Here is a 12,240-nt window from a genome sequence, read left to right on the forward strand (position 1 = left end):
ATGGTCAGGCGTCGAGCGTGCTGCGGTCGACGCCGACGTGGACATCGAGTACCGAAATGCCGACAAGGTCGGCGACCGCGAGGGACAGACCGCCACGGCGGTAGTGCGCCGTCGTCTCGACCCCGGCGAGGGGCGCTCCGTCGGCCATCACGTGGACGCCCGAACTGCCGGGCTCGACGTGAAAACGCACCGTGCGACGCTCGCCGGCAAGGTCGATGGTGATCGTGAGGCCGTCGTCCTCGAGGGCGAGGACCGGGTCGATGACCACCGCGCCGGCCTGCTCGACGAGGCCGAGCGCTCCCTGCACCAGCTGGCGCAGGTAGATGCCCGGGCCGCTCGAGTAAACGCGCCATCCGCCCTTGACCCCGACCGTGCCGTCCCGCAGCCGGTCGAAATTGGCGGCAGCGTCGTATCGGTCGCTGAAGGCCGCGTCGGAGGAAGAGTAGTAGCAGTTGCGCTGGCGCGGAATGCTCGTGCTCAGTCGCTCGAACTGGCCGACCGGGCTGATCCTGAGCAGCTCGGTGACGAGCCGCTCACGGCCCAGCGTCGCGAGGGCCTGCGTGTAGCGGATGTGGGCATGGGTGTACATGAGCCCAACCTCACGGCCGAAATTCGCCGCCTGTTCCCCACGCCGAAAGAATCGCGTCTGTCCGTCGTGGAAGGGCGCGGGCCGGTCCATGAGGCGGACGCCGTCGGGGAAGTGCAGGTGCTCCTCGACGAGGTTTTCGTGACGCTGCACCTGCTCCGGGGTGAACAGCCCGGCGATGATCGACCGGGTCATCGGAATGAGCCGGTACGACAGTCCGGTCCGGTCGTCGCTGGGATGCAGCACGGGCCACGGCCCCTCGGGGGTGAAGACGACGTAGCCGGCGAGCACATCGTCGATGACGAGACGCTCGGTGAACTCGGCCGCGATCGTCGTCGCCTCGGCCAGGAGGTCGGCTGCGAGCGCGTCGTGCGCGGTCCCGCGCAGCGCAGCACCGAGGGTGCTGGCCGCCTGGAACAGCAGGGCGATGGTCCAGGCGGAGGCCATCTCACGGCTCATCGAGGCCTGGGCAGGCTGGAGGGTGTCGTCCCAGTCGCCCTCACCGTAGGAGAGCAGCTCGGTCCCGGGGGCGCGGTGGCTGCGGATGTAATCCAGGGAGGCGCGCACGTGGTCAGCGATGGGCACCGCCACGGTGCCCGGGCGGCGCAGCTCGCCGTCCCAGAACGGCACCTCCACGTCGAGAATCGTCGCGTCGCCGGTCGCAGCCAGGTACTCCCCGAGCGCCATGAGGGGCCAGACGACGACGTCGCCGTGGGCCTCGTCGGAATACCGCTCGCGGTAGGCGTCGAACATGAACCACTGCGGCAGCGTGCCGTCGGGGATCTGCTGGGCGAACACCCGGCGGACGATGTCGCCCGCCGTGTCGAAGTGACCGAACGCGAGGTTGAGCTCGAGCGGTCCCTGGCAGACATCACGCGTGCCCCAGGCTGCGCCTGAGTACTGCTCGAGGCCGTGCGGCACGAGAAAGTGCACCAGTGCGTTCTGCGTGAACCACGGCAGCAGAAGGTTGGCCTCGGCGAGGCGACCATCACCCTCGACCCGCAGGTTGCGCGTGAAGTCGGCGATGTAACCTCGGTGCGCCGCGAGCTCGGCGTCGACGTCAAGCGGGCTGATAAGCACGGCCTCGGCGCTGGCGAGGGCGTCCGCCGCGCCGCCGAGATCACCCGAGAGCACGAGCGAGGCCGATGTGGTCGCGTCGAAAGCGACCGTCGTCAGGCTCGTGCCGCGGGAGCGGCCATCGGCGAAAAGAATCGCGTCGTCGCCGAGGCGCCCTGCGGCGCTTGCGAGCACGTAGACGAGATCGGGACAGTGCTCGGCGACGTCGGTCCCGGCGTCCGCGGCATAGACAAGCCCGCGGCCGCCGAGGGCTCGGCTAGCGGTCCAGGACTGCTCGCCGAGCTCGATGTCCGCCGTGAAGATGATGTCGAGCGGCTGCTCGGAATGGATACGAACCTCGATGGCACGGCCGTCGTGGCTCGCCGTCGTGCGCACCTCGATACGACCGTCCTCGGTCGCGTAGATCCAGCGGACGCCGCCCAGGTCAAGGACGAGGGCCGAGGGCACGCCGAGCAGCTGCCACCGGTCACCCGTGCGCACGAGCGCCCGCACCCCTGAGGAACGCAGCAGGTTGAGGTGGTTGCGCTGGACGGAGATGAAGCGGTTGGCGGTCGTGTTCCCGACGACGACGTGCGAGGCGAAGACCCCATAGGCGTAGGCCGTCGCGGAGAGGATGTTATCGTTCGGGGTTACGTCGGAGCCGGCTTTGAGGACGTGCCCGTGCGGTCGCTCAACAACGAGCTCCTTCGCGCGGCTGACGACGTGAGTGGCCTCAGGCGTGAAGAAGGACAATAGGCGCCCGGCATCGTCGCGCTCGGGCTGGAGGACCCGGGACGACGCATCGGATCTCGCCGACGCAGTCCCGAGCTCAGTGAGCTCGGGTTCCGAGAGGTCGCGGCCAGACAGCAGCGGGGCCGATACCAGCAGGGAGCGCGCCGACGCGGGTGACTCGGCAGCCGGGGCAGCATCGACTGTGGCTGAGCGTGCGCTATCGGTGGCGAGCCGAAGCGCGCGATCGAACAGCCCGGGCACCGCGTCGAGGGCGTCACCGAGTTCTCCGCGGTAGTCCGCGACGACGGCTGTCACCGCGTGCACGGTGCGCGGGGCGGCGAGATCGAGCTCGGGGCCGAGCAGCACCGGCAAAGCGAACTCGTACTGATAGGTGAGCGAGTCCCAGTCAGGCACGTCCAGGCTGTGGGCGCGGCCGTCGACCTTCGCGTCGAGCCCGTAGAAGGAGAACCCGTCGGTGAGGTGCGCGCGTGCCCCCTCGACGAGAGCGGTCACCGCGAGTGGCAGCACTGGCGCGGTCGCCATGGTTTGCCGGCTCGCGATGACGGCCCCCGCCCGTGCGTCGTTGAGCACGTGGTGCACGACGTACTGACTCACGTATGGCTCGTTGTTGACGGCCGTCGAGACCGGTACAAGGGCCAGGTCCTGGGCGAAGACGACGTCGTAGACGGCGTCCGCCGACGCGGGCCCAACGGCCTCGAGGTCCACCCGCCACACCCAGACGTCACCGTGCGGGTCGAGGGTCAGGGTCACCGCGTAGCGAGCCCCGAGCGTCTGACCTGACCAGCGGGCGCCGGCCGGCTCCGCAGTGAAGTCCCCGGCCGAGCGTCCGCCGACGAGCGGCACCCCCTCGACCATGCGAACACCCGAGGCGTCCAGGCCGTGACGGCGTAGGAAGACGCCGCCGACCATGGCGTCGTGCCCGCTCGGCACATACTGGTTGACCAGCATCGACTCCCCGTGAGTGATGGCGCGCACGTCACCGGCCGCCGACAGCTCGATACGGGTGGTCCCCGCCTCGAGCACCGCCGCCGGCGAAAGTCTCATGGGGCGGCGCTCGGCAGGCAGGACAGTGGCTACCGCAGGATCAGTGGCGGACGGATGGGCGGTGTGCGTAATCACGGTTATTTCCTCAGTACAGGCAGGTGCGGGTCGAGCGGGGACGGACGCGAGCGGGCAGGCTCAGACGGCGAGCGCATTGGCCCGCGCGACGTCGCCGAGCCAACGAGCGCTGGGCTTGACGGTCCGCACGAAGGTGGTGCGGTTCACGCTGACGAGCCCGAAGGTCGGTCTGTAGGAACCCCACTCGTAGTTGTCGAGCAGGCTCCAGTACAGGAAGCCCTCCACCTGGATCCCATCGCTGATCGCCCGGTGCAGGCCCTCGAGCGCGCCCTGTATGTAGGCCACCCGGCGCGTGTCGTCGTCGGTCGCGATGCCGTTCTCCGTGACGAAGACGGGCACCCCCGGTGCCATCTCGTGAGACAGGCGGATACCGTCCTCGAGGGCACGCGGATAGAACTCCCATCCGGTGAGGGTCCGCTCGGCACCGTCGGCGATCGGGAGCGGCCCCTTGGGGCCGATTCTGGTGCGGGTGTAGGCCTGCACACCGACCCAGTCGTCGCCAGCGGCCATCTCGAGGTACCAGGCGTCACGGTGGTAGCCGTACGCGCGGGCGATGTCCTCGCACCCGGGCTCAGGCTGGAAGTCCTGGGTGGCGACCGTCCAGCCCGTGCGGAAGTCCCCCGCCTCAGCGAGCACTGCTCGGCTGGCGCGGTGGGCCTCGAGCAGGGTCTGGGCCACGTTGACGTCGGGGCCTGGCTGGCCGAAGGCCTGCAAAGTCGTGCCCTGACCGTCGCCGCCCGCCATCATCGCGACCATGTTCGGCTCGTTGATGGTGCACACCCACTCCACGCCCTCGAGGACGGGAAGCACGGTCTTCGTGTAGAAAACGAAACGCTCGACGGCGTCGGGCGCACGCCACCCGCCCTCGTCCTCGAACCACTGCGGGATGGTGAAGTGGTGCAGCGTGATCATCGGCTCAAGGCCGAATTCCCGGGCCGTGAGGACCATGCGGCGGTAGTGGGCGAGCTCTGCCTGGGAGACGAAGCCTTTCTCGGGCTCGATGCGAGCCCACTCGATCGAGAAACGGTACATGCTCAGGCCCGCGTCGACGAGCACCTGCATGTCCTCACGGAAGCGGTGGTAGCTGTCGCAGGCGTCGAGGCTCGGCTCAGAGATCGTGGAGTCGACGAGGTGCTCCCGGCGCCACCAGTCGGAATTGACGTTGTTGCCCTCGATCTGATGGGCGGCGGTCGCGGATCCCCAACGGAATCCTTCGGGGAAGTGCAGCATGGGTACCTCGCTTGGTTGTTGGGGATGGGTGTGGTCAGGACGTGGTGTGCGCGGCGCGCCCGGCGACCGTGGCCCGGAAGGAGCCGAGCAGGTAGCGGACACGGTCGCGCGTCCCGCCCTTTCCGGTGCCGGTCATCGCCTGGCCCCGGCGCGATGCGGCTGCGGGATCGCATCTAGCAGCTCCATCGTGTAGGGGTCCTCGGGGAACCGGAGCACCTGGGCGGTCAGTCCTGACTCCACGACCCGGCCCTGGTTGAGGACCATGATCTGGTCGGTCACCAGCCGGGCGGAGAGCAGGTCATGGGTGATGTAAAGCATTGAGACGCCGAACGTGACCCGCAGATCATCCAGCAGCGCGAGCACGCCGGCACGCAAGGACACGTCGAGCATCGAGACGGGCTCGTCCGCGATGATCACCTGCGGGTCACAGGCGAGCGCCCGCGCGATGACCACGCGCTGACGCTGCCCGCCGGAGAGCTCGTGCGGGAGCTTCGCCGCGAACTGCTCGACGGGCGTCAGGCCGACGGTCTCAAGGAGCTCGAGGACGCGGGTGCGAGCCGCGCCGCCGTGCAGTCCGGTGTAGTTGAGGACGGGGCGCATGAGCGCATACTCGACCGTATGCAGCGGGTTCAGCGCGGAGTACGGGTCCTGGAAGACCATCTGCACCTCCCGGCGCAGCCCCCGCAGCCCCTTGCGCCGCAGCGTGTCGACTCGGGCCTCACCGAAGTGGATCGTGCCGGACGTCGGACGCTCGATGCCGGTGACCAGCTTGGCGAGGGTCGACTTGCCCGAGCCGCTCGCTCCGACCAGGGCCATGGACTGGCCCTGCTCGAGCGTGAAGGAAACGCCGTCGACGGCCGTTACCGCGTCCTGGCCGCGGCGCGGTCGCGGGTAGACCTTGGTGACGCCGTCGACCACGATCGCCGACGCCTCGGGCCGCCCCGCCCGACGCCGGGCTGGTGCGGATGGCGTACCGGTCGCCGTCTCGCCGCGCTCCGGCGAGACGGCGGCGACGACGGAGCTGTGCCCGGTGGTCGAGATTGTCGAGCCACGCACGACGAGCCCCGGCACTTGGACGACCTCAGCGCGTGGGTCGGCGTAGTGGCCGAGCAACATCTGCGTGTACTGGTGCTGCGGGGCCTGCAGGATCTGCTGCGAGGTCCCGTCCTCGACGATGACGCCCTCGCTCATGACCATGACCCGTGACGTCGACTCCAGCACGATGCCGAGGTCGTGGCTGATCAGTAGTGCGGTGAAGTTCTCGGACTTCTGCAGGTCCCGAATGGTTCCCATGACGGCGTGCTGGACGAGGACGTCGAGCGCGGTGGTCGGCTCGTCGAAGACCATGAGCTGGGGCTCGAGCGACAGTGCAAGGGCGATCGAGACGCGTTGTCGCATGCCGCCCGAGAGTTCACCCGGGAAGCGGTCGAGGACAGTGCGAGGCAGCTCGACCTTCTCGAGGAGATCGTAGGCTCGCGCCAGCCGCTTGGTCTTGGGTACGTGCCCGTGCGCGGCGAAGATGTCGCCGAAGTGCTTGCGAATTGAGCGCACTGGGTTGAGCGCGTTCATGCCCGACTGCAGCACCATCGCGAAGCCGCCGCGGCGCTGCTTGCGTAGCTCCTCCTCTTCCATGCTCGCGATGTCGCGACCGTCGAAGAGGATCGTGCCCTCTGAGATGCGCGCCGGCGCCTTGGCGAGGCGGGTGACCGCGAAGCCGAGGGTCGACTTGCCGGAGCCGGACTCCCCCACGAGGCCGACGAACTCGCCACGCTCGAGGGAGAAGGAGGCTTTCCTGACCGCGTAGGTCGGCTCGGCGCCGCGCGGTTCGTAGACGACCGACAGGCCGTTGACTTCGAGCAGGCTCATCGTCCCGATCCTTCCCGTAGGCGCGGGTTGGACAGGCCGTCCACCCCGAAATTGATGAGGGTGAGCGAGGTGGCGAGCAGCGCGATGCACAGGCCGGGTGCGAAAAGCAGCACCCACTGGCCGGTGAGCAGTGCGTTGGAGTTCGACGCCCAGAAAAGCATGGATCCCCAGCTCACGGTCGTCGTGTCGCCGATCCCGAGGAAGGACAAACCCGACTCGGCAAGGATCGCGGACGTCGCCGCACCGAAGAAGCTGCCGGTGATGAGCGAGGTCATGTTTGGCAGGATCTCGTGGAAGACGATGCGTGCCGCGCCGTCTCCGGCGAACTGCGCCGCAGTGATGAAGTCACGACCGCGGATGGACTGCGTCTGGGAGCGGAGCACACGGGCCCCGTACGCCCAGCCGGTGAGCACGACGACGAAGATGATCATCGTCATGCCGCCGTTCTGCAGGTAGGCCGCAATGACGATCATGAGCGGCAGTCCCGGGATGACGAGCACCAGGTTGACGACGAAGTTGATGACATCGGCGATCGGGCCACGGATATAGCCCCACGAAAGACCGACGACGACGGCGATGAGCGTCGAGAGGAACCCAGCGATGAAACCGACGAGCACCGAGATCCGGGCGCCGAAGACGATCTGCGAGAAGACGTCCTCGCCGGCGGCCGTGGTGCCGAACCAGTGGCTGCCGGAGGGAGCCTCGTTGCGGCCGAAGCCGTTCTCGCTCGCACCGTAGGGCGCGATGAGCGGCGCGAAAATTGCGAGAGCCACGAAGGCGAGGAGCAGGACCACGCCGATACGGGCCTTCTTATTGCTCCAGATCGTCGCGGCACCACGCGAAAGGACCCGCAGCGACGAGGCGGGCCCGTGCGGCTCGGGCACCACGGTGTCAGCTCCGCGCGGGGGCTGGTGGGGCGGGGTCGAGCCTGTGGGCTCGGGGAGGTTCACTGCAACAGTCATCGGCGGGTCCTCGGATCCAAGAGTCCGTATAAGAGGTCAACCAGGAAGTTCGCGAGCAGCATGCTGATCGTGAGCATGAGGAAGAGCGCCTGCATGAGCGGGAAGTCCTGGTTCGTGACGGCGTTGTAGAGCAGATAGCCGACACCGGGGTAGTTGAAGACCTGCTCGACGAGCAGCGAGCCACCGACCACACCACCGAGCGACAAGCCGAAGCCCGTGAGATTCGGGAGGATCGCGTTGCGGGCCGCGTACTTGACGGCCACGGTGCGGCTGCGCAAACCGTTCGCCTCGGCGAATGTCACGTAGTCGTCGCCGAGGGTATTGATCATGTTGTTGCGCATCCCGAGTATCCAGCCACCGACCGAGGTGATGAGGATGGTCAGGGCGGGTAGCCAGGCGTGCCCGATCACGTCGCTGATGAAGGCGAGGCTGAGGTTGGGGGTCGACTCGAGGCCGTAGGCGCCCGACGTCGGGAACCACTTGAGCTGGTAGCCGAGGAAGAAGACGACCAGCAGGGCGGTCCAGAAGTATGGGAACGCCGAGGTGAACGTACCACCGAGCGTGGGTAGCGTGTCGAGCCACGTACCGCGCTTCCAGGCGGCGAGGACACCGAGCAGGGTTCCGACGACGAACGCGATGATCGTCACGAGACCGACCATGACGAGTGTCCACGGGAGCGCATTCATGACGAGCGTGGAAACGCTCTGCGGGAAGAACGTGTAGGAGACCCCGAAGTCGAGGCGCGACACGTTGCCGAGGTACTGGACGTACTGCGACCAGGCGTCGCCAGTCGGCACGCCGAGCTGAGCCTCGATGGCTGCTCGGGTCGCGGGGTCAACGGGGCCGTTCTGCGCCAGCTTCGCGATGGCTGCGTCAGCCGGTGTGCCGGGCATGAGCCGCGGCAGCAGGAAGTTCAGTGTGATCGCGGCCCACGCGGTCAGGAGCAGCAAGCCAAGCTTGCGCAGGAGATACCACACAGGGTGCTCGCCTTCGTCGGGAGATTGCGGATAGGGCGGAGCTGAGCGAGGTGCGCGGGCTGACGGGCACCTCGCTCAGCCGGAGGGGAAACCTCTCAGCCGTCCGCCTTCGTGATGGTGGTCAGGATGACGAGCGCTGCCGAGGTGTACGGCGTCGGCGTCATGTAGGGGTTGTCGGCGTCGGGCCACCCGGTGAAGCTCTTATCGGAGAAGAGACCCCAGAGGCCTGCGTAGTAAACCGAGATGACCGGAACGTCGTTGTACATGACCTCCTGGAGCTCGCCGGCGAGCTCCTTCTGGCGGGCTTCGTCGACGGTCGTGCGGAACTCGGTGAGCATCGCGTCGACCTCCGGGTTGGAGTACCGCTGGTAGTTCGACGACGCAGAGGTGCCGACCGGCTGAAGGAAGTCGGAGCTCAGCAGGTTGTAGTAGCCCTGGTAGACCGAGCCATTGCCGCCGAAGGACGTCATCGCGACGTCGAAATCGCCGTTCTGGACCGCCTGGAAGTAGGCGGCGGGCTGCGGCTGATTGATCTTCACGTCGATGCCGATTGCGGTGTACTGCTTCTGGATCTCCTGGACTGCGCGCAGCCAGTCGGTCCAGCCGTTCGGCGTGGTGATCGTCATCGTGGCCTGGTTGCCGTCCGCATCGACGAGCTTGCCGTCCTGGATGGTGTAGCCGGCCTCGGCGAAGGCCGCCTCGGCGGCGGCGGTGTCCTGCGTGACCATGCCCTCGTCGGGGATCGCGTCGGTGAGCCACTCGGCCTGCGTCGGCAGCAGGAGACCCTGCTGCCCGGCGGCATCGACGGTGCCCTCCGAGGCGTTGTCAGCGATGCTGTCGCGCTCGAGCGCGAGGGACATGCCCTTGCGGAAGTTCGGGTCGTCGTATGGAGCCTTTGTGAGGTTCGGCGCGATGGCGACCGTGCCACCCGCGGGGAACCAGAACTGGTTGCCCTCATCGGCGGCGACCCAGGTGTTCTCGACGTCCGACATGAAGGCGTAGGCCCAGTCATAACCGTTGTTGACGATGTCCAGTTGCGAGTTCGCGGCGGGGAGCACGAGCTGCTCGGCGGCGACCTTGTCGGCCTGCCAGTAGTCCGGGTTCTTCTCGAGCTTGTACTGGTTCGCGTTGAAGTCACCGAGCGTATACGGCCCGGTGCCGATCGGGCTCTCGTTGGTGAAGGTGGCCGGGTCCGCGACGTCGGCCCAGAGGTGCTCCGCGACGATCGGGACGGCGAGCACGATGATCGGCGCGGAAGAGTCCTCGGCGTGGAGGGTGAAGGTGACCTTCTGGCCCTCGGCATTCACGGACTCGAGACGCGACCAGACACCGGTGCTGTCGAGGGCAGGGAACTCCTTGAGGAGGTTGTATGTGAAGACGACGTCGTCAGCGGTGAACTCTTCGCCGTCGCTCCAGGTGACTCCCTCGCGGATGTCCGAGACGATCGTCTTGGCGTCGGGCTGCGTGTAGTTCGTCTGCAGGAAGTTCGTCGACTTGCCGTCGAGCGCGTTCACGACCATGAGGGGCTCGTTGATGATGGTCGCGGTGGTGCGCTTCTCGATCACAAACGGGTTGAAGTTCTTGACGAACGTCGGCGAACCGTTGTCTGCGGCGAGCATGAGTGAGCTCGATCCTGCCGTTCCGGTCTTGGATCCGGGCTCGGGAGCCGCACAGGCGCTGAGCGACAGGACTGCGACGAGCCCCAGCCCCAGAGCGGAAGTCAGGCGCGTGCGCGTCCGACGGGTGCCATCGATCATGGACGTCTTCTCCTTAGTGTCATCTTCGTCACCTCGGCCGGGCGGTGCGCATCCATGCGAATCACGTCGGCAAGTTGTGTTGTCTAGCTTAATGTATGCGCATACATTCCATTGCGCAACTCCTGATTCGACACCAGGCGGGAGCCGGCGGGATGGACGGTGACGATGACTGCCTGGGTCAGGGGAGGCAACCACAGCTCTCGCGCAGCAGAACCGTGACCGGCAAGGTCCTGGTCTGCGGTGGCATCAGCGGGTCGCCCAGTCTGCGCAGCAGGGTGTCCACCGCCGCGCGCCCCAGCTCACGCATGGGCTGACGCACGGTCGTGATCCGCGGTCGTGACATCTCCGAGGCGTCGATGCCGTCGAAGCCGGTGATGATGACGTCCTCGGGCACCCGCAGCTCTGCGGCAAGCAGGGCGTCGAGGATTCCAAGGGCGGTCTGGTCGTTCGAACACATGAGCGCCCGCGGGACCGGACCCGCCTCGACCAAACGACGGCCGAGCATCCGGCCGTGACCACGGGTGAAGTCACCTCGCAGGAGCGGCTCCGACGGCGCCTCAATCCCCTCGGCCAGCAGCCCCATTCGGAACCCCTCGAAGCGGTCGCGATCGTCCGGGGAGTCGGCCGGGCCTCCGACGAAGGCCACGTCGCGGACTCCGTGCACGTCGACGACGTGCTTGGTCATCGCCTCCATCCCGGCGACGTTGTCGGTGCCGATGTGATCGTAGTCGTCCCCTGCGCGCGGACCGGCGATGACCACAACCGGGATGCGCCGGGCGATGTGCGCGAGCAGCCCCTCGGGCACCGTCTGCGAGAGCGTGACCATGCCATCGACACGACCAGCGAGGTTGTCGAAGATCTCATTGCCCCGTTCCCCCCGCGCCACCGCGATAGTCACAGCCATGCCGTGCCGCCACGCCTCGATCTCCGTGCCAAGCATTACCTCGCTGATGTAGAGGTTCCCGCTCGGTTCGACGTCCTCGGGCGGGTCGAGTCGCGCGATTACCTTGCCATCCGCATACGCGATCGGGGCCGGCCCACCGTCGATCCCGTCGAAGTCGGGAAAGCACAACCCGATCGCACCGGCCCGTCGCGCTGCCAAGCTGCGAGCGCTTCCGCTCGGCACATAGCCCAAATCCAGGACGGCAGCGTCCACGCGGTCCTTGGTCGCCTGCGACACCTTGTGCGGCTTACGGAACACACGTGACACGGTCGCGATCGACACCCCAGCGAGATCCGCGACGTCGTAGACAGTGGGCGCCTTCGGCATCAGATCCTCCGTCTCATCACGGCTCCGATATTACGACACGCCTGCGCGCCCCGACTGCCTGCGTGCTCGTTCGTGGCAGACATGCTCTCAGAACGGGTCATGGATCTTACGGCACGGGATGGCGCATCGGAAGAGGAGTTTGCGCTTTCTCGGCAACGTGTTCCGCCTCAACTTCGGGGCCAATACGGTTGCGCGTCGACAGGCAGATCCTCGGGCGTCCATGGAACAAGGCGGCCGAACCTAGGCCTTACTTTCCTCTCTGACGCGTCCGGCGACGAGCGGCCCCGCTCGGTTTTTCGGTCACACATCATCATCGACTGAGGCCGCTACATGTGCGTTCCTGCGCCGAGCCTGTCGACTTGCTGCGGACCTTCAGCGCCTTGCTGGGTTGGACCACGGCTTCATGTACTCCCGTGACCTCGAGGATCCGGGCGGGAACATCCTCGAGCTCGGCCACATGGATCCGGTCGCTGCGGAGAAAGGCCAGACGTCTATCTGGCCGAGCAGGGCACGCAATCCTGACGCCCGCCTTCGGTTCGGCGCATACGGCACGCGATACCCTTTCAGGGTGAGCACTACACCGAAACTTTCCACGAAGATTTCCGCCATCGCCGAGTCGGCCACACTGAAAGTGGATGCCAAAGCAAAAGCGCTGCAGGCACAG

7 protein-coding genes are annotated in these 12,240 nt (G+C 67.1%); all 7 read right to left on the minus strand.

Features of this window, described 5'->3' with window-relative positions; translation table 11 throughout:
• Window positions 1-4 precede the first annotated feature (4 nt).
• The 7 genes from JWP90_RS01720 to JWP90_RS01750 all read right to left on the minus strand — a co-directional run bounded on the left by JWP90_RS01720 (window position 5) and on the right by JWP90_RS01750 (window position 11,576).
• Window positions 5-3,439 (minus strand): hypothetical protein, encoded by a 3,435-nt coding sequence (locus JWP90_RS01720; protein ID WP_297358945.1) that lies wholly within the window; start codon window positions 3,437-3,439, stop codon window positions 5-7.
• 135 nt (window positions 3,440-3,574) lie between these two features.
• Entirely contained in the window at window positions 3,575-4,744 is a 1,170-nt protein-coding gene (locus JWP90_RS01725; RefSeq protein WP_297358947.1) for a glycoside hydrolase family 1 protein, read from the minus strand.
• Between the two features lie 132 nt (window positions 4,745-4,876).
• Entirely contained in the window at window positions 4,877-6,610 is a 1,734-nt protein-coding gene (locus tag JWP90_RS01730; protein WP_297358949.1) for an ABC transporter ATP-binding protein, read from the minus strand.
• Window positions 6,607-7,572 carry an ABC transporter permease gene (locus JWP90_RS01735; protein ID WP_297358951.1) on the minus strand — a complete coding sequence of 322 codons (966 nt, stop codon included), beginning with the start codon at window positions 7,570-7,572 and terminating at the stop codon, window positions 6,607-6,609. The genes JWP90_RS01730 and JWP90_RS01735 overlap by 4 nt, the downstream gene beginning before the upstream one ends.
• The gene (locus JWP90_RS01740) at window positions 7,569-8,549 is read right to left on the minus strand and encodes an ABC transporter permease (RefSeq protein WP_297358953.1); all 981 of its coding nucleotides are present in this window, start codon (window positions 8,547-8,549) and stop codon (window positions 7,569-7,571) included. The genes JWP90_RS01735 and JWP90_RS01740 overlap by 4 nt, the downstream gene beginning before the upstream one ends.
• A gap of 95 nt (window positions 8,550-8,644) precedes the next feature.
• Window positions 8,645-10,306 (minus strand): ABC transporter substrate-binding protein, encoded by a 1,662-nt coding sequence (locus JWP90_RS01745; protein WP_297358955.1) that lies wholly within the window; start codon window positions 10,304-10,306, stop codon window positions 8,645-8,647.
• A 178-nt stretch (window positions 10,307-10,484) separates the two neighbouring features.
• Entirely contained in the window at window positions 10,485-11,576 is a 1,092-nt protein-coding gene (locus JWP90_RS01750) for a LacI family DNA-binding transcriptional regulator (protein WP_297358956.1), read from the minus strand.
• Window positions 11,577-12,240: the final 664 nt, after the last annotated feature.

This window comes from Mycetocola sp. (assembly GCF_025464835.1).
Taxonomy (GTDB): domain Bacteria; phylum Actinomycetota; class Actinomycetes; order Actinomycetales; family Microbacteriaceae; genus Mycetocola_A.

Excerpts from the sequence above, each read along its gene's own strand:
- JWP90_RS01720 (WP_297358945.1), bottom strand. The coding sequence starts at position 3,439 with ATGAGACTTTCGCCGGCGGCGGTGCTCGAGGCGGGGACCACCCGTATC.
- JWP90_RS01725 (WP_297358947.1), bottom strand. The coding sequence starts at position 4,744 with ATGCTGCACTTCCCCGAAGGATTCCGTTGGGGATCCGCGACCGCCGCC.
- JWP90_RS01730 (WP_297358949.1), bottom strand. The coding sequence starts at position 6,610 with ATGAGCCTGCTCGAAGTCAACGGCCTGTCGGTCGTCTACGAACCGCGC.
- JWP90_RS01735 (WP_297358951.1), bottom strand. The coding sequence starts at position 7,572 with ATGACTGTTGCAGTGAACCTCCCCGAGCCCACAGGCTCGACCCCGCCC.
- JWP90_RS01745 (WP_297358955.1), bottom strand. The coding sequence starts at position 10,306 with ATGATCGATGGCACCCGTCGGACGCGCACGCGCCTGACTTCCGCTCTG.
- JWP90_RS01750 (WP_297358956.1), bottom strand. The coding sequence starts at position 11,576 with ATGCCGAAGGCGCCCACTGTCTACGACGTCGCGGATCTCGCTGGGGTG.